We start from the raw sequence: 19,944 nt of genomic DNA, 5'->3' as shown, positions 1-19,944 counted from the left end.
TTAGCATCCTGCAAAGATAAATGACATTCCCATGGGGTTCATTTGACACAGCCGGCCCAGGACAAGTCCGCCGCCCCCGCCGGGGGCCAGCCGCAGCAGGGAGGCGCCGAGGGCGCTCCGGCCCGCAGCCCCGAACAGAAAGCCCCGCCGGGCCCGCCCCGTCCCGCGGTGGTGCCGCCGTCCGGCCCGCCGCAGCCCGGCCCGAAACAACCGGGCCGCCAGCCGCAGCCTCGCCGGGTCCAGCCCCCCGCGGCCCCTGCGACGCTCCCTGCGGCTGCCGAGGCACCCAGCCGGCCACCGGCCGGGGCCGCCCGTCCGCGGCGGAGGCACCGGCTGGTGCTGCTGAGCTTCTTCGGCACAGTGCTGCTGCCGGCGGTGCTGACCGCGCTCTACCTCTGGCTGGTTGCTGCCGATCAATATGCCTCGCGGGTCGGCTTCACCGTGCGCCAGGAGGATGCCGCCTCGGCCATCGAGCTGATCGGCGGGCTGTCGAGCCTGTCGAGCTCGAGCTCCTCGGACACCGACATCCTCTACGAGTTCATCCAGAGCCAGAAGCTGGTCTCCGACATCGACGGCAAGATCGACCTGCACGCGATCTGGACCCCGGCCGAGCGCGACCCGGTGTTCGGCCTGGCCGAGAACGCCTCGATCGAGCAGCTGCTGGCCTATTGGGGACGGATGGTGCGGATCTCCTACAGCGCCGGGCTGATCGAGGTCGAGGTGCGCGCCTTCGAGCCCGGGGATGCGACGCGGATCGCCCAGAACCTGCTCGACGAGAGCTCGGAGGTGATCAACGAGCTCAGCGCCGTCGCCCGCGCCGACGCGATCAGCTACGCGCGCGACGAGCTCGACGAGGCGGTGGAGCGGCTCAAGGAGGCGCGCAGCACCGTCACCCGCTTCCGCAACGAGAACCAGATCATCGACCCGCAGATCGACCTGCAGAGCCAGGCCGGGCTGCTCGGCAACCTGCAGGCCCAGGAGGCCGAGCAGATCATCGAGCTCGACCTGCTGCGCGAGACCTCGCAGCAGAACGACCCGCGCGTCGCCCAGGCCGAGCGCCGGCTCGAGGTGATCCGCGCGCGCATCTCCGCCGAGCGCCAGAAGCTCGGCTTCGAGGGCAGCGGCCAGGCCGGCAGGGTCTTCGCCGACCTGGTGGGCGACTACGAGCGACTCTCGGTCGACCGCGAGTTCGCCGAGCGCGCCTATCTCTCGGCGCTGGGGGCCTATGACACGGCGCTGGCCGATGCCAAGCGCAAGAGCCGCTATCTTGCGGCCTACATGCAGCCGACCAGCGCCGAGACCGCGGAATACCCGCAGCGGGTGACCCTGCTGATGGTGGTGACGCTGTTCCTCTTCCTGCTCTGGTCGACCGCCGTGCTGGTGGTCTACTCGGTCAAGGACCGCCGCTAGGAGCCCGGGTCGTGATCCGCTTCGAGAATGTCACCAAGACCTTCGTCATGGAGGGCAAGCGCAAGACCATCATGCGGGACGTCTCGATGACCTTCCCGAGCGGCCGCTCGGTGGGGCTGCTGGGGCGCAACGGCGCGGGCAAGTCGACGCTGCTGCAGATGATCGCCGGCACCATGCCGCCGAGCTCGGGGCGGATCAGCTCCTCGGGGTCGATCTCCTGGCCGGTGGGCTTTGCCGGATCCTTCCACCCGGAGCTGAGCGGCGCGCAGAACTGCCGCTTCATCGGGCGGATCTACGGTGTCGACACCGACGAGCTGATCGCCTTCGTCGAGGAGTTCGCCGGGCTCGGGGTGCATTTCCATCTGCCGCTGAAGACCTATTCCTCGGGGATGAAGTCGCGCCTCGCCTTCGGCGCCTCCATGGGCATCGCCTTCGACACCTACCTGGTGGACGAGGTGACCGCGGTGGGCGACGCGGCGTTCCGGGCGCGCAGCGACGCGCTGTTCAAGCAGCGCATGCGCAGCGCCGGCTCGGTGGTGGTGAGCCACGCCATGGGGCAGATCCGCCAGCTCTGCGACGCGGTGGTGGTGCTCGAGGACGGGCACCTGACCTTCTACGACGACGTCGAGCAGGGCATCCGCGACCACGAGCGCAACATGCAGCGCGGGGGGTGATGGGGGCGATCGGGCGGCTTTCGCCCGGTTTAGAGCCTGCTCAGACCCGCCCCAGCGCCGCCGCGAGGTAGAGGCTGGCGGTGGTCAGCCGGGTCTGCCGGTGCAGCCCCAGCCGGCGGAAGGCCAGCGGCCGGGCCAGCCCGGGGCGCGGCGGCGCGGCGCAGAGCGCGGCGACCAGCGCGCGGTTCTCCGGGGTGAGCAGCCGGCCGACCCGGTCGAGCGCCGCGAGGTTGGTGGCGATCCAGCCGGCGTAGGTCCGGCCCAGCACCTGCCGCGCGCGCTCCAGCCGCGGCGTCAGCCCGCGGTGCGCGCCCATGGCGTTCTGCCGGTGCTGGCGGTAGTTCAGCACCCGCGCGCGGTCGATCACCACCTCGCCGCCGGCGCCGCTGACCAGCTGATAGAGCCACCAGTCGTGGTAGGGGATGCCCGCCGGCACCCCGGCGCGGCGCACCAGCTCCAGCGCCCCGGCGCTGAGCACCGCGCTGTGGCCGCTGACCACGTTCTGGGTCAGCGCATTGCAAAAGCAGGGCCTGCCGCGGGGGATGCGCGAGCGGCCGATGCGGCGCAGCGCGCCATCGGTGTGGAAACTCTGCGCACCGTAGAGCGCCACCGGCCCGGCGTCTCGCAGCGCGCCGAGCGCCAGCGCCAGCTTGCCGGGCAGCCAGACGTCATCCTGGTCCGAGAGCGCCACCGGCCCGGCGGGCAGTTCGGGGTGGCACAGCAGTGACAGGAAATTCGCCGCGTGGCCGCGCCGCGGTCCCTCGACGATGCGCACCTCGCGGCGCGGTCCCTCGGCGGCGCGGAAGGTCTCGAGGATCTGCCGCGTGGCATCGCCCGAGCCGTCGTCGCTGACCCAGAGATCCCAGGCGTCATGGGTCTGCGCGCGGTAGGAGTCGAGCTGCTCCTGCAGGTGCGCCGCGCCGTTCCAGGTGGTCAGGAGGATGGTGATCCGCGGCAGGCGCGCAGGCTGGGATGTCGGCTGCGATGTCGGCAGGGATGCGGACAGGGGAGGAGGCTGGTGCGGGGGCTGGGACTCGGGCAGGGACGGCGGCTGGGACGGAGGCTGAGACTCTGAAAGGGACGGAGGCTGGGACTCGGGGGCGTGCATGGCGGGCTCCCTGCCGGGGTTGCGGAAAACACTGCCTCACAAAACCTAACGTCACCTTATCTCATGCCGGAGCGCCGCCTGCCGCGCAACTGTCCCGTCGCGCCGCCGGGCCGGACGGGGGGATGGTGGTCGGTTTTCTGCTCATTCGAGACAATTGCGGTGCAGATCCTGCGCGGTTCGCGGCCCGTCGTTTACCCGCCCGCCAGCGCCGCGGGGGCATAGAGAGCGTGCAGCAGCGAAGCGGGGCGCGATGGGATCGATCAGCCATGTGAGCACGCAGGTGGCCGGGGAGATCTCCGGAGCGATCTCCGAACAGGTCTCGGCGCAGATGGTGGCGCTCTCGGCGCTGCTGCCCTGGCTGGACGATGCGGGACGCGGGACCGATCTGCTGCGGCTCTACAGCGCCGGCGCGACGGGGGTGCTTGGCTGGAGCGCCGGGCTGACGCCACTGGACAGCGGCACCTCCGCCGCCTCCGCCGGGCTCGCCGCGCCGCGCGGGCTGGTCCGGGTGGAGATCGCCGGCGCGGATCTGTTGCTGGTGCCGGGGCGTTTCGGCGCCGGGATCGAGGGCTGGCGCATCGCCCCCGGCGGCGGGCTCGGGGAGCGGGTCTTCCTGCCCTATGACGACGGCGCGGCGCGGGCGCTCACCGGGCTGGCGGCGCTGCAGATCGGCGGGGCGGATCTGCTGGTCAGCGGGGCGCGGACGCAGGGCGGCACGGCACAGGACGGGACGGGGCCGGAGCTGGAGGTCTGGCGCGCCGGGCCGGAGGGGCTGACCGCGCTGCCGCAGGCGCTGCACGGGGGGGCGCAGGCGCTGGCGGGGCCGGGCGGGCTGACCGCCGTGGCGGCCATGACGCAGGGGGCATCGGGCCGGATCCTGGCGCTCTCGGGGCAGGAAAACAGTCTCTATTGCTGGGATATCTCGGAGGAGGGGCAGCTCTCGCAGCCGCGCCGCCTCGGCGTCGCCGACGGGCTTTTCCTCGAGACGCCGACCCGGCTCGAACTGCTGCGGCTCGCCGGGCAGGACTACGCGCTGGTCGGCGCGGCAAGCGGCGGGCTGGCGGTGGTGGCATTGGCGGCGGATGGCACGATGCGGGTCACCGACCTCGTGGGCGACGATCTGGCGACGCGCTTTGCCGGGGTCACCGCGCTCGAGACGATCACCGTTTCGGGGCGCGTCTACCTAGCGGCGGCGGGGGCCGACGACGGGCTCAGCCTGATGACCCTGCTGCCGGGCGGGCGGCTGCTGCATCTCGCCACGCTGGCGGGGGATGCGCGCATGGCGCTGAGCAACCCGGCGGCGCTGGCGCTGGTGGCGGAAGCCGCGGGGCTCGGCATCTACGCCGCCGGCGGCTGGCTCGGCGGGCCCGGCGCGGGCATCAGCCGGCTGCGCGCCGGGCTCGGCCCGATCGGCGTGACGCTGCAGCTCGGCGCCGGCGCCGACAGCCGCGACGGCGGCGCCGGTGACGACCAGATCCACGGCGGCGCCGGCAATGACAGCCTGCGCGGCGGCGCGGGCGACGACGTGCTGATCGACGGGCCGGGGCAGGACCTGCTGACCGGCGGCGCCGGGGCGGATGTCTTCGTCTTCAGCGCCGACGGTCAGGCCGACCGGATCACCGACTACCAGCCGGGGGTGGACCGGCTCGACCTCTCGGCGCTGGGGCGGTTCTACACGGTGGAGGCGCTGGACATCCGCAGCACCGCGGGCGGCGCGCGCATCACCCTCGGCGGCGAGCTGCTGCAGGTGGACAGCGCCGCGGGCACACCGCTCACCGCGGCGGATTTCGACATCTCCGAGCTGCGCGACCTCTGGCACATCGACACCGGCCCGCTGCCCGAGGTGCCGCTGTCGCTGGCGGGCGGCGCCGGGGCCGACCTGCTGGAGGGGGGCGGCGCGGCGGACCGGCTCGCCGGCGGTGCCGGCGCCGACACCCTGCGCGGCGGTGGCGGCGACGATCTGCTGCTGGGAGAGGCCGAGGACCCCGTGTTCGACCCTGTTTCGGCGCAGCTCTACCGGCTCTACCGCGCCACGCTGGGCCGCGATCCGGATCCCACCGGGCTGCTCGGCTGGAGCGCGCGGCTGCTCTCGGGGGCGCAGGATCTGCCCGGGGCGGCGGCCGCCTTCGCCGCCTCGGCCGAGTTCCGCGCCAGCTACGGCGGGCTCGATGACGCGGAATTCGTCACCCTGCTCTACGGCAACGTGCTGGGCCGGGGGCCGGATGCGGTGGGGCTGGCGGGGTGGCTGGCGCGGATCGACGCCGGCATGAGCCGGGCGCGGGTGGTGCTGGGCTTCTCGGAAAGCGCCGAGTTCACCGCCGCCAGCGTCCCCGGCGCGGCGGGATTTTCCCGCACCGCGCTGCAGCAGGACTGGAGCGACGACGTCTACCGGCTCTATCGCGCGGTGCTCGACCGGGGCCCCGATCTCGGCGGGCTGCTCGGCTGGACCGCGCGGCTGGCCGGGGAGTGGTCCTATCTCGACGCGGTGCGCGGCTTCACCGAGTCGGCCGAGTTCCGCAGAACCTACGGCGGGCTCGACGACAGGGCCTTCGTCACGCTGCTCTATGGCAACGTGCTGGGCCGCGGGCCGGATGCCGGGGGGCTGGCGGGCTGGCTGGCGCGGATCGACGCCGGCATGAGCCGCGCCGAGGTGGTGCAGGGCTTTGCCCAGAGCGCCGAGTTCCGCGCGGCCACCGCGCCGGGGCTGCTGGCCTTCATGCGCGGGCGGGGGCTGGATGACCGGCTTGAGGGCGGCAGCGGCGACAACCTGCTGATCGGCGGCATGCTGGCCGACACCTACGTGATCCGCGCCGGCGAGGGCGGGCGGCACGAGGTGGTCGGTCTCGAACGCTGGGACATGCTGCATTTCGAGGGGTTTGGCTACGGCTCCGCCGCCGAGGTCCGGGCGCATCTGGCGCCGGGCGCGGATGCGCTGGTCTTCGCCGATCAGGGCAGCCGCGTCGTCCTGCATGGAGCCTCGCTCTCTGCTATCCATGACGACATGCTGCTGTTCTAGCACCCGCCCCGAAACCCGCCCCGAAACCAATTCCCGAACCCGGGGCCGGGGGACCGCCGGAGGCGCCGGGACAGACCTGAAAGACGCGTTTTTCGCTGTTTTCGTCACCGTTTCCGAGGAGAGGCAGAATGCCGACGTCCAGCCAGACCCCCACCGCCTTCGAACAGCAGATGCTGGACTACATCAACCGCGCGCGGCTCGATCCCTCGGGCGAGTTCGACGCGCTGATCGCCGACGCCGCCAGCGGCACCGCGGTGCAGGCCAACATCACCTCGGCGCTGCGCTACTTCGGGGTCGACCTCGCGCTCTTCCGCGACCAGCTCGCGGCCCATGACCCGGTGGCGCCGCTGGCCTGGAACCGCGCGCTGGCCGCGGCCGCCGGGGCGCATTCGCAGGTGATGATCGACACCCGGACCCAGGGGCATCAGATCGGCGACGAGCCGTCGTCGCGCCGCTGCGCCGTTGCGCGGGGCGCGCGCGCTGCGGCAGGCTTTGCCTAACCCGTGCGCCGCTACCCTGCCGCCCTGATCCGCTGCGCAGGGAGGCCGCCCATGCCCGATCTCATCTCCGATCTGTCCGCCAACCTGTCGCTGCCCTACCTGGCGCCGGCGCAGGCGCAGAAACACGTCACCCACAACGAGGCGCTGGCGCTGCTCGACGCGCTGGTGCAGCTCGCCGTGGCGAGCCGCAGCGCCGCCGCCCCGCCCGCCGATCCCGCCGCCGGCACGCGCTACCTGCTGCCCGGCGCCGCCAGCGGTGCCTGGGCCGGGCAGGCGGAGGGCCGTCTGGCGCTCTGGGACGGGGGGACCTGGCGCTTCCTCGATCCCGCCCCCGGCTGGCGCGCCCTGGTGCTCGACGAGGGGCGCGCGCTGTTCTGGGACGGCGCCGCCTGGCAGGAGATGCCGCTGCCGGCGCAGGGGCAGACCGCGCTGCTGGGGGTGAACGCCGCGCCCGATGCCGGCAACCGGTTTGCCGTCTCCTCCCCGGCCACGCTGCTCAGCCACGAGGGCGCCGGCCACCAGCTGAAGATCAACAAGGCCGCGGCGGGCGAGACCGCCAGCCTGCTGTTCCAGACCGGCTGGTCGGGGCGCGCCGAGCTGGGCTGCGCCGGCGCGGATGATTTTGTGCTGAAGGTCTCGGAGGACGGCGCCTCCTGGGTCACGGCGCTGAGCGTGGCGGCGGCGTCGGGCATGGCGCATCTGCCGCAGGGCGCGCGCGTCGACGGCGCACTCACCGGCACGGCGGTGGTCGGCACGGTGGCGCAGGTGGCGGGCGGGAGCAGCGGGGCACTGCTCGAACAGGGCAGCGGCGCGACGGGCGCCTACCTGCGGCTCGCCGACGGCACGCAGATCTGCTGGCACGGGCTGACCAGCAGTGCCTCGGGGGCCACGGGCTGGAGCTTCCCGGCGAGCTTCGCCGCGCCGCCCATGGTGCAGGCGAGCTGCACCGCGGGCAGCGCGCACCTGGTCTCGGCGGGGGCGGTGGCGGCGGCATCGGCGGAGATCTCGGCCTGGGATCTCACCGGCGCCCGCGCCGCGGTGAGCTGCGCGCTGCTGGCGCTGGGGCGCTGGGTCTAGGGGCGCTGGGTCTAGGGGCGGGCAGGGCAGCGGCCACCGCCCGCCGCCCCGGGCAAATCTGGCAAATCAGGGCAGGTCAGGCGAAATAGGCGGTCTTGCAGATCTCGTAGAAGGTCCTGTCCCAGCGGGTGAAGGTCTCGAAAATCTCTTTCTGGCGGCCGGTCAGACCCTCGAGGATCGGCGCGATATCGGTCTTTTCCGGCGCCGTGTTCAGCCGGGCATCGCTGTAGTGCGAGATGATCTTGCGGCGTGTCAGCCGATCCAGGAAATCGTCGAAATGCTCGGTGAGCCCGTAGACGACATCTTCCGAAAAGATGTTGTGCAGGGCCTGCCGGAACAGTTGATCCTCAGTGCCGAGGCTGTCGATCCGGGCCCCGAAGCCGGCCAGCCGCCGGACCTGGCCGTTGTCGGGCTCGAGCCGGGCGACCGGCGTTGCGGCGGCATATTCCAGGAAATCGCCGAAGTTCATCTGCTTTTGCGAGACCGGACCGTGCAGCGGATGATCCGTGACGCGCTGGATGTAGCGGAAATAGCTCAGCAGCCGGGTTCCGGGCTCGCGCAGGACGGTGATGTAGGCGCAGTCCTGCGGCAGGAGACGTCCGACGCCATAGGACAGGTGGCCGAACACGAAGCGCAGCTCGCTGCGCCGCTGCTGCGGCAGGACCTTGAGGCGCTGCAGATCGTTGTCGCTGATCGTCATGCGGCCGGCCTGGGGGCAGGTCGGGGCCAGGATCGAGGTCAGCGTGCTGCCCGCCGACTTCGGCACATGCAGGTGGATGAGCGTCTTTGCCCGTTCGGGAGCGGTGGCATTCGCGCCGGGCCCGGGCCGCTGGACGTTCCCGGCCTTGCGCTGGAATTCGGCAGAGCTCATGAACACCCTGCGCAGGCTGTCATGGGTGTGCCCGCGCGCCAGCATATGGTCGAGTTCGGCGGGATTGGCCTGGCGGCCGAGCAGCAGCCGGTAGGCGCAGTCGATCTCGGCGCGGCTCAGTTTCTGGTCTTTGGTGTCCGTCATGGGCGTGGCCTTCTGGGAGGTATGTCCCGGTGAGAAAATGTCCCGGTGAGAAAATGTCTTGGGTCTGCCCTGCTTTGCGGAGGGGGCGTGAAAATTGGGTCCGATGCCTGCTGCCGGGGCCATTGCTGGGGACGGGCGGCCTCCGGGGATGTCCCGGGCGCGGGTCAGGGGATGACCTCCTCCATGTCCGGGTTGCGCCAGAGCTGCACGCCGTCGATGGCGATGTGCGGCCTGCCGGCGTGCAGCGGCATCAGCGCCGGGCGCTCCATCTCCATGATCCAGCCGGCCTCGAGGAAATGCGCGCTCAGCTGGCCCTCGATGATGCGGCTGTGGGTGCCGATCAGCACCCGGCGCACGTGGCTGGAGATATCGGCCATGCTGCCGGTGACGAAATCCACCTCGGCGCCCTGGATGTCGATGTGCAAAAGGTCGATGACCGCGCCGTCCGACAGCGCCTTCAGCGGCATGCAGTCGAGCACCTGCACATCGGGATCGCGCCTGGCCCGGGCCAGGGTGGCGGCGTCGGGAAAGAAGATCGCCTCGCCGCCCCAGCCGGTGGTCTCGGACTTGCTGTCGGGAAAGATCGCCTTGCCGGCGCGCGGCCCGGCGATGCCGTGGTGCAGCCTGTAGTCCCCGGGCGTGAAGCCGTTCATCTGCAGCACCTCGGCGGCGCGCGACAGGTGGCCGGCGTCGCCCTCGATGCCGATCAGCGCGACGTCGAGCCCGCGGGCGCGGGCGGCGGTGCCCATGTTGACCAGCCAGCAGCCCCAGCCGCAGCCGATCTCGACGATCCGGTAGCTGCCCCGGGCGCGCACCACCGACAGCAGCGCGGCGGCCCATTCGGCGATATCGGCGTGCCAGTTGCCGGGATCGGGCGGGCCCTCGAGCTTGCCCTCGAGCGCGGTCAGCACCGGCGGGAAGACCTTGACCGGCACCTTCACCCCGAGAAAGTTGGTCGAGGCGCCCGGCGTCGGCTCGAGATCGTCGCGGGCGAAGGACCGGATCAGCCCGACCGCGTCGAACTCGCAGCTGTAATGGTAGAGCGCGTCGAGCGAGGGCTGCGACCGGGTCATCGGCTCTGCTCCTGCAGGATCTCGCGCAGCCGCCCGCCGTAGCGCCGGGCGATCGCCTTTGCCGAGAAATTTTCCCGGATGTGGACATAGGCCGCCTCGGCCCTGGCGGCGCGGGCCTGCGGGTCGTCGTAGGCGGCGCGCATCTGCCGCGCAGCGTGGTCGACCGAGGGTTCGGCCCAGGCCGAGCCGGGGCGCACGAAGATATAGTCGCCGTGCTGCAGCTCGGTCATCTCGTAGTCCACCAGCCAGGCGGTCGCGTCGGAGCAGAAGTCCATGTTGCCGGAATAGGCGGTGCAGACCACCGGCACCTTCAGCGCCATGGCCTCGATCATCCCGAAGCCCCAGCCCTCGGACTTGTGCAGCGAGATGTAGCAGTCCGAGCCGGCCTTGAGCTGCAGAAGGTCGCGGTAGCTCAGCGTCTCGTTCATCACCACGATGCGCGGGTCGCGGCTCCGCATCGCATCGACCCGGTCCCAGAGATTCACCTGGATCGGGTCGAAGACGCTGTCGCGGTTCTGCGTCTTCACCACCAGCCGCGCCTCGGGCACCCCCTCGAAGGCCTTCTGGAAGGCCTGCAGCACCGCCACCGGGTTCTTGCGCTGCACGAAGGAGAAGCTGTCGAAGGCGACGAGGCAGACGTAGTGGCTGTCGTCGAAGCGGAAGCGGCGGTTGACGAAGGCGCGGGCCGCCGCGCGGGTGATGTCGGGGTGCTCCTCGTAGCACATGCCGACGTTGACCACCGGCTTGCCCTTGGCGTCGGGCTGGTACATCTCGACGCCGTAGTCGGTCGAGACCCAGATCTCGTCGAGCAGCTCCATGCCGAGGTAGTGGCAGTAGGCGGGCTTGTCGAGTTCCCAGAAGAAGTAGCCGATGTTGTAGGCCCCCGAGAAGACGTCGGGCTGGTAGGCGAAGGCCAGCGGGGTGGATTCCGCGTTGAGGTGGATGAGGTTGATCTTCGCCGGGCCGTAGTCCTCGATCAGCGTCTCCGAGGAGAAGCCCTCGGGCGCCGGGTTGTCGAGATCGAAGTCGACGCCGCGCACGTTCAGCCCGGTCTCGCGCAGGATGGCGGCCGAGAGCCGCGTCGCCTGGCCGAGGCCCGAGGCCTTGGCCAGCGGGCCGATCAGCTGCACGTCCACCGTCTCGCGGTCCGGCGCGGGGATCGGCAGGGCGGCGGCCTCGAAGCGGTTGCCGTCGCGGTCGCGGGTCAGGAAGCTGTAGCTGTCGAGATCGAAGAACTTCGCCCGCAGCGCCGCGGCGAAACGCTCGCGGGGCAGGGCGATGCGACCGGGGCCGGCCTCTTCGTCCGCCGTCTCGCCGCCCTCGTCGGGCGGCACATTGGCCAGGCCGGTGACGAAGAGCTCGAAGTCCGAGGCGCCGTTCTCGTTTTCGGGATTTTCTCCCAGCAGCTTGTTGAGCTGCGTGCGCGGCAGGTAGCGCAGCAGGTCCGGGCGGCTGGCGGCGCTCAGGATCAGCGAGAGCATCAGCATCTTGCGGCCCTCGGCGGTGCCCGGGTCCAGGAAGTGCAGCTTGGGGCTGTCGAGGAAGTAGCGCTCGGAGAAATAGCTCAGCGGGAAGGCGTCGAGCCGCCGCGAGGGGTGTACGCCGCGCAGCGCGTCTGCGAAGCGGTCGGGCACCAGGCAATCTTCGAAATACATGTGGGGGGCGTCCTGGTGGGTCCACCAGAACAGCGTGTCCATGTAGCTGTCGCGGTCGTTGAGGTTGAGCTTGCCCATCAGGTCCGGGCGCCCGGCGAGGCGCCACCAGAGGACGCGGCTGAGGCTGTAGCTCTGGCCGGCCATGACCATCGGCGCGTTGAGATGGTCGATCTGCGCCGCCGAGAGCGGGGTGCGGTGCTTTTCCTGGCCGCGGTAGGCGGTCAGGTACCAGTAGAGGTAGCGGTCCTCGCTCTCGAGCCCCTTCTCCACCAGGTAGTGCTGGTCCATGCGGTAGCGGTAGCGCACGTAGTCGAGATAGGCCGGCTGGCCGCTCTCGGGGATCTCGGGGATCAGCGGCGCGGTGTCGAACAGCCGCCCGTGGCGCTCGAAGGGCGGCTGCACGATCGCCGGCAGCGGCCCCTCGGGCACCGGGGTCTCGTCGAGCAGCGCGAGCAGCGCCGCCAGCTCGCTCTTCAGCGCGAAGCGGCAGCGCGCCAGGTGGTCGCTGCCGATCCGCGGGTTGCCGGCGTCGGCGGCGAAGCTCAGCGTGCCGAGCTCGACGCTCTCGGCGCCCTCGGTGCGGATGCTCAGCCGGCCGCCGGCGCGGGCGATCTTCTGGTAGGAGGCGTCGGACAGGCCGAACTGGAAGCCGCAGGCGGATTCGCCGCCGGTGGCCACCCGCACGTCCTCGCGCAGCACCTCGGCGATGCCGGCGTCGATCAGCGTGTCGCCGGCGTAGAGCGCCACCGGCACCCGGCCCTTCTTGGTGGCGGTGTGGATGACCCAGCCGCGGATCACCCCCTCCTCGTTGAGACCGTCCACGACGCCCCGGTAGGGGCCGTGGAACTGGCGGCTGGCGAAGGGGGCCAGCCGGTTCCGCACGCGGCGCGCGGCGGCGCGCAGCTTCGACGGCATGGGGAAATCGGAAAGGCTCATGGCGCTGACCCGTCTGCTGTGGCGATGGGATCAGGCGAGCGCGTCGTAATCCGACTTGGCCATCATGCCGGCCAGGCCGCGCACGTCGACCGAGGCCTTCCAGCCCAGCTTCTCCTGCGCCTTCGAGGCATCGCCGATCAGCAGCTCGACCTCGGCGGGGCGATAGAACTTCGGGTTCACCTTCATCACCAGCTTGCCGCTCTTGCGGTCGGTGGCGGTCTCGCCCTCGCCCTCGCCCTCCCAGGCCAGATCCATGCCCAGCTCCTCGGCGGCATAGGTGAAGAAATCGCGGATCGTCGTGGTCACCCCGGTGGCCAGCACGTAGTCGTCGGCCACGTCCTGCTGCAGCATGCGCCACATGCCCTCGACGTAATCGCCGGCAAATCCCCAGTCGCGCCGGGCGTCCATGTTGCCCAGCTCGATCGGCGCCTCGCCGCCGCGCGCCAGCTCCGCCAGGCCGAGGGTGATCTTGCGGGTGACGAATTCCTTGCCGCGCAGCGGGCTCTCGTGGTTGAACAGGATCCCCGAGCTGGCGTGCAGCCCGAAGCTCTCGCGGTAGTTCATCGTGATGTAATGGCCGTAGACCTTGGCCACGCCGTAGGGCGAGCGCGGGTAGAGCGGGGTGGTCTCGCGCTGCGGCACCTCCTGCACCAGGCCGAACATCTCGGAGGTCGAGGCCTGGTAGAAGCGCGCCTCGGGGCGCAGGGTGCGCAGCGCGTCGAGGATCTTCACCACCGCCATGGCGTCGACCTCGGCGGTATAGACCGGCACCTCCCAGGAGGCGCCGACGAAACTCTGCGCCGCGAGGTTGTAGAACTCGTCCATGTCGATCTGTCGGATGATGCGGAAGATGTTGTTCTGCTCGATCAGGTCGAACTCGTGCAACTCCACCTGGTCGGCGATCCCCAGCAGCTTGAGCCGCGTGGTTTCGGGCTGGGAAATGCGCCGGACACCGCCGTGGACCTTGTAGCCTTTCTCGAGAAGAAGCTTCGCGAGATAAGACCCGTCCTGCCCGGTAATGCCGGTAATAAACGCTGTTTTCATTAACGTATCTCTTGGTTTGAAAAAAACTCTGCCACCACGATGCCCACGATTGCCGCTGGGTCAAGTGACCACTGCCGCGAAGGGGCCGGAACCGTCCCGTGACCCGGCGCGGGGCTGCTCCTGGGGCGCAAAAGACAATTCCCGGGGACATTCCGTGGCGCGAGTCGGGGGCTCGTATTGACCTTCATGATGGGGAAAGATTTAACGCCGGTAAATTTGGGGACGGGTCAAAGGGGACAGCAATGGAGATCGAGACAACGGCGTTGCCCGGGGTGGTCATTCTGGTGCCGCAGCGCCATGGCGATGCGCGCGGCTTCTTCAGCGAGAGCTGGAACGCGCGGCGCATGCGCGAGGCGGGGCTCGACTACGACTTCGTGCAGGACAACCATTCGCTCTCGGCACAGACCGGCACGGTGCGCGGGCTGCACTTCCAGGCGCCGCCGCATGCCCAGGCCAAGCTGGTGCGCTGCGGCCGCGGGTCGCTGCGCGACGTGGCGGTGGACATCCGCCGCGGCTCGCCGACCTACGGTCGCTGGATCGCCGTCGACCTGAGCTTCGAGAACGGCAGGCAACTGCTGATCCCCGCGGGCTTCCTGCACGGCTTCGTCACGCTCGAGCCGGACACCGAGATCATCTACAAGTGCACCGATTACTACGCCCCCGAGTGCGACGGGGCAGTGCGGTTCGACGACCCTGATATCGGCATCGACTGGGGTGTGGACACCAGCGGCGCGGTGCTGTCGGGCAAGGACGCGGCGGCGCCGCTTCTGCGCGACATCACCAGCCCCTTCATCTGGACGGGAGAGCCGGCATGAAACTTCTGATCACCGGAGGCGCCGGCTTCATCGGATCGGCGGTGGTGCGCCTGGCGGTGGCGCGCGGCCATGAGGTGGTGAACCTCGATGCGCTGACCTATGCCGCCTGCCTCGAGAACGTCGCCGCTGCGGCCGAAAGCCCGCTCTACGCTTTCGAGCAGGCCGACATCCGTGACCGCGCGGCGCTCGACCGGATCTTTGCCGCGCACCGCCCCGACGCGGTGATGCATCTCGCCGCCGAGAGCCATGTCGATCGGTCGATCGACGGGCCGGGCGATTTCATCGAGACCAATATCACCGGCACCTACAACATGCTCGAAGCCGCCCGCGCCTATTGGGTGGCCGAGGGCAAGCCCGAGGCGTTCCGCTTCCACCACATCTCCACCGACGAGGTCTTCGGCTCGCTGCCCGCCGATCCGTCCGTGCAGTTCACCGAAGAGACGCCCTACGATCCGCGCTCGCCCTATTCGGCCTCGAAGGCCAGCTCCGACCACCTGGTGCGCGCCTGGCACGAGACCTACGGGCTGCCGGTGGTGCTGACCAACTGTTCGAACAACTACGGGCCCTACCACTTCCCGGAAAAGCTCATCCCGGTGGTGATCCTCAATGCGCTGGCCGGCAAGCCGCTGCCGATCTACGGCACCGGCGAGAATATCCGCGACTGGCTCTACGTCGAGGATCACGCCGACGCGCTGCTGCTGGTGGTGGAGAAGGGCGCTCTGGGCCGCAGCTACAACATCGGCGGCGAGAACGAGCGGACCAACCTCGAGCTGGTGAAGACGCTGTGTTCGATCCTCGATGCAAAGCGTCCCAAGGAAAGCGGCAGCTATGCCGATCAGATCACCTTCGTCACCGACCGCCCGGGCCATGACGCGCGCTACGCGATCGATCCCAGCCGGATCCGCGACGAGCTCGGCTGGCGGCCCTCGGTGACGGTGGAAGAGGGGCTGGAGAAGACCGTGCAATGGTATCTCGACAACGAGGCCTGGTGGCGGCCGCTGCAGGACCGCAAGGGCGTCGGCCAGCGGCTCGGGACGGGAGGAGCGGCATGATGCGCAAGGGGATCATTCTCGCCGGCGGCTCCGGCACGCGGCTCTACCCGCTGACCCAGGCGGTGTCGAAACAGCTGATGCCGGTCTACGACAAGCCGATGATCTACTACCCGCTCTCGGTGCTGATGCTGGCCGGGATCCGCGAGATCGCCATCATCACCACGCCGCAGGACCAGGCGCAGTTCCGTCACCTGCTCGGCGACGGCAGCCAGTGGGGGCTGGCGTTCACCTACCTCGAGCAGCCCAGCCCCGACGGGCTGGCGCAGGCCTACCTGCTGGCCGAGGAGTTCCTCGCCGGGGCCCCCTCGGCGATGGTGCTGGGCGACAATATCTTCTACGGCCACGGGCTGCCGGAGATGCTGGCCGAAGCCGATGCGCGCGAAAGCGGCGGCACGGTCTTTGCCTACCACGTGCAGGATCCGGAGCGTTACGGCGTGGTGGCGATGGACGCGGCGGGCCGCGCCACGGCGATCATCGAGAAGCCGCAGGTGCCGCCCTCGAGCTACGCGGTGACCGGGCTCTACTTTCTCGACGGCACGGCGCCGGAGCGGGCGCGGGCGATCACCCCCTCGGCGCGCGGCGAGCTGGAGATCACCACGCTGCTCGAGAGCTACCTCGCCGAGGGCGCGCTCGACGTGGCGCGCATGGGCCGCGGCTACGCCTGGCTCGACACCGGCACCCATGGCTCGCTGCTCGATGCGGGCAATTTCGTGCGCACGCTGCAGATGCGCCAGGGTCTGCAATGCGGCTGCCCCGAGGAGATCGCCTTCGAGCAGGGCTGGATCTGCCGCGAGGCGCTGCTGGCGCAGGCCGCCGCCTATGCCAAGACCGACTACGGCGCCTACCTGATGCGGCTGGCTGACACCTCGCACTGAGCGGGGTCCGCGGCGGCGGTGAATGGCGCAACGAACGGGGCGGAAACACCCCGTTCGCTTGACAAGGGCGCGGCTCTGCCCCTTCTGTCGCGCCACGCAGAAAAAGGGGAACTCCCATGAAAATCGCAATGATCGGCACCGGCTACGTGGGGCTTGTCTCCGGGGTCTGTTTCTCGGATTTCGGCCACGAGGTGGTCTGCGTCTTGGGGTGCGAGGACACCAAGCGGCGGATGACCGACAAGCTGCTCGACCTTTGCGGCGGCAGCTTCAACGGCAAGAAGGTCGCGGTGCTCGGTGTGACCTTCAAGCCCAACACCGACGACATGCGCGACGCGCCGGCGCTGACCATCGTGCCGGCGCTGGTGGGCGGCGGGGCGAGCGTGTCGGTGGTCGACCCGCAGGGCCGCCGCGAGGGCGAGGCGCTGCTGCCCGGGGTGACCTGGGAGGAAGACCCCTATGCCGCCGCCGCGGGCGCCGACCTGCTGGTCATCCTCACCGAGTGGAACGAGTTCCGCGCGCTGGATCTGAAGGTATTGGCCAAGGGCATGTCGACACCGCGCATGGCCGACCTGCGCAACATCTACACCTATGAGGATGCGCTCGCCTCCGGCTTCATCGATTACCAGAGTGTGGGCCGCGGCGATCCCGCGGGTGCCTGAAAGCGAGAACCGGAAAACGAGAACCGGGCGGCGCAGTGTTGCGCCGCCCGATCCGGATTTTACAATTTCTCCGCGTGTGCGGATCAGGAGAGGATCGTGTCGCTCGGCATGAACTCGAGCGCGTCGATGCGCAGCGGTTCGCTGCCGCCGTCCCCGTAGCCAACAAGCGAGATCTCGTCCCCGGCCGAGATCTCGACATCCGAGACCAGGTGGCGGGTGAGGGTGTTCTTGTTCGCCAGGCGATCGCCGAGGTCGGCATCCCAGTGCCAGGAGTCGATTACCTCGCCGTTGACGCGGAACTCCAGGTAGGAGACGCCGTCGTTCTCGTCGAAGTGGTCGATGCCCACGTCGTAGGTGCCGCTCTCGCCGTCGAAGTTGGTCCAGGCCTCGGCATCGCCGAGCGCGCTGAGCACCTGGCCGCCGGAGGCGGCCTTGAGGTCGGTGACCTCGAACCCGCGCTTGGCGCTGGTATCGAAGACAAAGCTCTCGGCCTCGATGAACAGCCATTCGGCCCCGTTGTCAGCGGCCTGCTCGCCCGACCCGTCGATCACATTGGTCATCTCGAGATCGATGCTGTCGACGCGGACCGGTTCGCCACCGTCGTTCAGACCCTGCAGGCTGATCACGTCGCCTGCGGAAAGCTCGAGGCCCTCGATCAGCTTGGTGGCCTTGGTGTCATTGTTGGCCAGCGCGCTGCCCAGGTTTGCGTCCCAGTCCCAGCTTGCGACTTTCTCGCCGTTGACCAGCACCGCCAGCGAGGCAACACCGTCGTTTTCGTCGAAGTAGTTGACGCTGAGACTGTAGACACCCGCATCCCCGTCAAAGGCGTAGGAGGCTGTCTGCACGGTGTCGGTCTCGTTCTGGATGACCGTACCGCCCGAAGCGCCGCCGACGTTCTTCAGCACGTAGCCATCGGTCAGCACCATGTCTTCGGCTTCGACCGAAATCACCGTGCCGATCGCACCCACATCACCCACATCACCGAGATCGCCCGTGTCGCCCGTGTCGCCAAGGTCGCCGGTGTTTCCGGTGTCCGTGCCAGTGTCGGTGTCGGTGTCGTCGAGTTCGCCGGTCATCTCGAGGCTGACCGTGTCGATCCGCAGCGGCTCGCCGGCGTCGTGCTGACCCTGCAGGGTGACGACGTCACCTTCCTTGAGCTCGAGACCTTCGATCACCTTGGAGGTGAGGGTCGACTTGTTGGCCAGCGCGCTGCCCAGCTCCTCGTCCCAATCCCAGGTTGCCACCTGCTCGCCGTTGACGAGAACCGCCAGCGTGCTCACACCGTCATTTTCGTCGAAATAAGTGACAGTGAGGCTGTAGACACCGGCATCGCCGTCGAAGGCCAGCGAGGCGCTCTGCAGCTCGCCGCTTTCGTTCTGGATCACCTTGCCATCCGAGGCGCTGGACAGCGACTTGGTCGCCCAGCCATCGGTGAGATCAAGGTCTTCAGCCTCGACGGTGATCACCGTGCCGATCGCGCCGGAGGTGTTGTCGTTGCCGTTGCCGTTGTCCAGGTCGGTCTCGTCGCCGCCGTCGGGCTGGGTCACGTTCCCGTTGTTGCCGGAATTCGAGAAGCCGTCGAGCAGGCCGTTAATGTAGTCCTCGATGTTCGAATAGCCGTCGCCATCCGCGTCACGATTGGCATCCGCGACCTTCGCGTCGGAGCCGATCACCTGCTCGTAGAAGTCCGGGATGCCGTCGCCGTCGCTGTCGGCGAGAGCGGTGCCACCTTCCAGCTTGCCGTAGCCGCCAGCTTCCTTCTGCGAGTCGATGATCGCGCCGGTGTTGTCCAGCACCGAGTCGATGATGCGCTGGTCGATCTCGCTCACCTCGCCGTCGAAGCGTGCGCCGGCGTTCTCGAGGATCCAGTCGACCACTTCGCTCGACGACATCACCTCGGTGGTGGCCGGATCGAACACGAAGTCGGATTGAATCTGCGAGGTGTTCACGCCACCGACTTCGGCGACGTTGTCGGTCACGTAGTAGGAGGCTTCGCCGGTGTTGCTGATGAAGCGGATGGCTTCACGTCCGCCGGAGTCCTGGCCCTTGATGAAGACGTTGCCGATTGCGTGCACGTCCCCTTTGCCAGCGACGACGAGGCCTTCTCCGCCGTAGTTGTAGATGAGGTTGTTGATGAACTCGATATTCGTCGAGTCATCCTTGACCAGCGCGTTGCGGAACTCGTTGCTGACCAGCAGGTTGCCGATGACGCTGACGTTCGAGCTTTCGTCACCGATGAGCAAGCCCATCGAGTGATCGCCCTTCGAGTGCAGCGAGCTCCGCAGCGCCTCGGCGATGATATTGTTCGAGATCGTGATGTTGCTCGGCGAACCCCAGGTCGAGATGTTCTCGTCAATCGCCCAGCTGACCGAGTTGCTGTCGAGAATTACGTTCTCGACGACAGAGCCCGACTTGCCGATCGAGAAGCCGTCGCGGTCGTCCGGGTCCTGTGCGTCGGGATCGTCGCCCGGACGCAGGGTCATACCGCGGATGATCACGTTGCTTTCGACGACACGCAGACGGCCACCGGTCACGGTGATCCCCCCGGGCGCAGTCTGCCCAGCCACCGTAACGTCACCGTTAATTTGAATCTGGCTCTTCAGGTCGATTTGTCCGCCGACGTCGAAAACCACAATGCGCGGGCCGTCCAGATCTTCGAGAGCCCAGCGAAGCGAACCTTCCCCGGAGTCGTTCAGATTTGTAACTTTAACAACTTCACCACCACGGCCGCCTGTCGCGCCTGCACCAAACCCTTGCGCTCCCTCAAACGCAAGAAGTTCCGAATTTTTGTCCACCATTATGTGACTTAGTCCCGATTTGTTACTTCATGTTGTGTGTGAGTAGGTCCTCTACAGTGGCTATCGGATACCCGCAGACCGCCTCGGAAGCATGCCGCTTGAAACTTTACCTAGGGGTACTGGGTGAATTTCCGCCGACAGCTGGGCGGTAAATTTCTGCCGGAATGCGCGATGCGACGGTTAAAATGGGCGACGTGCTTTGGAAGTGTGGCGAGAATGTGACCAGCCATCCGGACG

General features: G+C 69.0%; 14 protein-coding genes and 2 pseudogenes. 10 read left to right on the top strand and 6 right to left on the bottom strand.

From position 1 onward, the window contains the following. Nucleotides 1-336: 336 nt before the first annotated feature. Together BM397_RS08150 and BM397_RS08145 are read left to right on the top strand one after the other, a co-directional pair. Entirely contained in the window at nt 337-1,410 is a 1,074-nt protein-coding gene (locus BM397_RS08150; RefSeq protein WP_092430786.1) for a KpsE/RkpR family capsule polysaccharide export protein, read from the top strand. 11 nt (nt 1,411-1,421) lie between these two features. Next, a complete protein-coding gene (locus BM397_RS08145; protein ID WP_092430788.1) occupies nt 1,422-2,084 on the top strand; it encodes an ABC transporter ATP-binding protein in 663 nt (220 codons plus the stop codon). 40 nt (nt 2,085-2,124) lie between these two features. Here the strand turns inward: BM397_RS08145 and BM397_RS08140 are convergent, their stop codons facing one another. Then, on the bottom strand, nt 2,125-3,192 hold the full coding sequence (locus BM397_RS08140) for a glycosyltransferase (protein WP_092430790.1): 1,068 nt from the start codon (nt 3,190-3,192) through the stop codon (nt 2,125-2,127). A 250-nt stretch (nt 3,193-3,442) separates the two neighbouring features. Between BM397_RS08140 and BM397_RS08135 the strand changes: the two genes are divergently transcribed. The 3 genes from BM397_RS08135 to BM397_RS08125 all read left to right on the top strand — a co-directional run bounded on the left by BM397_RS08135 (nt 3,443) and on the right by BM397_RS08125 (nt 7,785). Further along, the gene (locus BM397_RS08135; RefSeq protein WP_092430792.1) at nt 3,443-6,208 is read left to right on the top strand and encodes a DUF4214 domain-containing protein; all 2,766 of its coding nucleotides are present in this window, start codon (nt 3,443-3,445) and stop codon (nt 6,206-6,208) included. 128 nt (nt 6,209-6,336) lie between these two features. Further along, nucleotides 6,337-6,708, top strand: a complete 372-nt coding sequence (locus tag BM397_RS08130) for a hypothetical protein (RefSeq protein WP_092430794.1) — start codon at nt 6,337-6,339, stop codon at nt 6,706-6,708. A 51-nt stretch (nt 6,709-6,759) separates the two neighbouring features. Then, nucleotides 6,760-7,785: a DUF2793 domain-containing protein gene (locus BM397_RS08125; RefSeq protein ID WP_245696254.1), complete on the top strand. Its 1,026-nt coding sequence runs from the start codon at nt 6,760-6,762 to the stop codon at nt 7,783-7,785. Nucleotides 7,786-7,861: 76 nt separating this feature from the next. Here the strand turns inward: BM397_RS08125 and BM397_RS08120 are convergent, their stop codons facing one another. From BM397_RS08120 to gmd, 4 genes are all read right to left on the bottom strand, one after another. Beyond that, nucleotides 7,862-8,800 carry a sulfotransferase family 2 domain-containing protein gene (locus BM397_RS08120; RefSeq protein WP_092430796.1) on the bottom strand — a complete coding sequence of 313 codons (939 nt, stop codon included), beginning with the start codon at nt 8,798-8,800 and terminating at the stop codon, nt 7,862-7,864. A gap of 164 nt (nt 8,801-8,964) precedes the next feature. Beyond that, on the bottom strand, nt 8,965-9,873 hold the full coding sequence (locus tag BM397_RS08115; RefSeq protein ID WP_245696255.1) for a class I SAM-dependent methyltransferase: 909 nt from the start codon (nt 9,871-9,873) through the stop codon (nt 8,965-8,967). Further along, nucleotides 9,870-12,464, bottom strand: a complete 2,595-nt coding sequence (locus tag BM397_RS08110; protein WP_092430798.1) for a glycosyltransferase — start codon at nt 12,462-12,464, stop codon at nt 9,870-9,872. Before BM397_RS08110 ends, BM397_RS08115 begins: the two co-directional genes overlap by 4 nt. Nucleotides 12,465-12,494: 30 nt before the next feature. Then, complete coding sequence (gene gmd / locus BM397_RS08105; RefSeq protein WP_092430800.1) at nt 12,495-13,508, bottom strand: GDP-mannose 4,6-dehydratase; 1,014 nt, start codon at nt 13,506-13,508, stop codon at nt 12,495-12,497. 242 nt (nt 13,509-13,750) lie between these two features. Here gmd and rfbC point away from each other — a divergent pair, with 242 nt between their 5' ends. From rfbC to BM397_RS08085, 5 genes and pseudogenes are all read left to right on the top strand, one after another. Further along, a complete protein-coding gene (gene rfbC / locus BM397_RS08100; RefSeq protein WP_092430802.1) occupies nt 13,751-14,323 on the top strand; it encodes a dTDP-4-dehydrorhamnose 3,5-epimerase in 573 nt (190 codons plus the stop codon). Further along, entirely contained in the window at nt 14,320-15,375 is a 1,056-nt protein-coding gene (gene rfbB, locus BM397_RS08095) for a dTDP-glucose 4,6-dehydratase (RefSeq protein ID WP_092430804.1), read from the top strand. Before rfbC ends, rfbB begins: the two co-directional genes overlap by 4 nt. Then, the gene (gene rfbA / locus BM397_RS08090; protein ID WP_092430806.1) at nt 15,372-16,250 is read left to right on the top strand and encodes a glucose-1-phosphate thymidylyltransferase RfbA; all 879 of its coding nucleotides are present in this window, start codon (nt 15,372-15,374) and stop codon (nt 16,248-16,250) included. The genes rfbB and rfbA overlap by 4 nt, the downstream gene beginning before the upstream one ends. Nucleotides 16,251-16,366: 116 nt before the next feature. Continuing rightward, a pseudogene (locus tag BM397_RS30060) lies at nt 16,367-16,441 on the top strand (hypothetical protein); the annotation flags it as partial. Between the two features lie 21 nt (nt 16,442-16,462). After that, a pseudogene (locus BM397_RS08085) lies at nt 16,463-16,909 on the top strand (UDP binding domain-containing protein); the annotation flags it as partial. Nucleotides 16,910-16,992: 83 nt separating this feature from the next. On the opposite strand, the gene BM397_RS08080 reads toward BM397_RS08085, so the two are convergent. Continuing rightward, nucleotides 16,993-19,443 (bottom strand): right-handed parallel beta-helix repeat-containing protein, encoded by a 2,451-nt coding sequence (locus tag BM397_RS08080; RefSeq protein WP_092422835.1) that lies wholly within the window; start codon nt 19,441-19,443, stop codon nt 16,993-16,995. Nucleotides 19,444-19,944 lie beyond the last annotated feature (501 nt).

It is taken from the genome of Alloyangia pacifica, assembly GCF_900116195.1.
Lineage (GTDB): Bacteria > Pseudomonadota > Alphaproteobacteria > Rhodobacterales > Rhodobacteraceae > Salipiger > Salipiger pacificus.
This window is presented reverse-complemented; position numbering and strand designations above follow the sequence as displayed.

What these genes read in the sequence shown, in the direction of transcription:
- BM397_RS08140 (WP_092430790.1), bottom strand. Translation starts at nt 3,192, where the DNA reads ATGCACGCCCCCGAGTCCCAGCCTCCGTCCCTTTCAGAGTCTCAGCCT.
- BM397_RS08135 (WP_092430792.1), top strand. Translation starts at nt 3,443, where the DNA reads ATGGGATCGATCAGCCATGTGAGCACGCAGGTGGCCGGGGAGATCTCC.
- BM397_RS08130 (WP_092430794.1), top strand. Translation starts at nt 6,337, where the DNA reads ATGCCGACGTCCAGCCAGACCCCCACCGCCTTCGAACAGCAGATGCTG.
- BM397_RS08125 (WP_245696254.1), top strand. Translation starts at nt 6,760, where the DNA reads ATGCCCGATCTCATCTCCGATCTGTCCGCCAACCTGTCGCTGCCCTAC.
- BM397_RS08120 (WP_092430796.1), bottom strand. Translation starts at nt 8,800, where the DNA reads ATGACGGACACCAAAGACCAGAAACTGAGCCGCGCCGAGATCGACTGC.
- BM397_RS08115 (WP_245696255.1), bottom strand. Translation starts at nt 9,873, where the DNA reads ATGACCCGGTCGCAGCCCTCGCTCGACGCGCTCTACCATTACAGCTGC.
- BM397_RS08110 (WP_092430798.1), bottom strand. Translation starts at nt 12,464, where the DNA reads ATGAGCCTTTCCGATTTCCCCATGCCGTCGAAGCTGCGCGCCGCCGCG.
- gmd (WP_092430800.1), bottom strand. Translation starts at nt 13,508, where the DNA reads ATGAAAACAGCGTTTATTACCGGCATTACCGGGCAGGACGGGTCTTAT.
- rfbC (WP_092430802.1), top strand. Translation starts at nt 13,751, where the DNA reads ATGGAGATCGAGACAACGGCGTTGCCCGGGGTGGTCATTCTGGTGCCG.
- rfbB (WP_092430804.1), top strand. Translation starts at nt 14,320, where the DNA reads ATGAAACTTCTGATCACCGGAGGCGCCGGCTTCATCGGATCGGCGGTG.
- rfbA (WP_092430806.1), top strand. Translation starts at nt 15,372, where the DNA reads ATGATGCGCAAGGGGATCATTCTCGCCGGCGGCTCCGGCACGCGGCTC.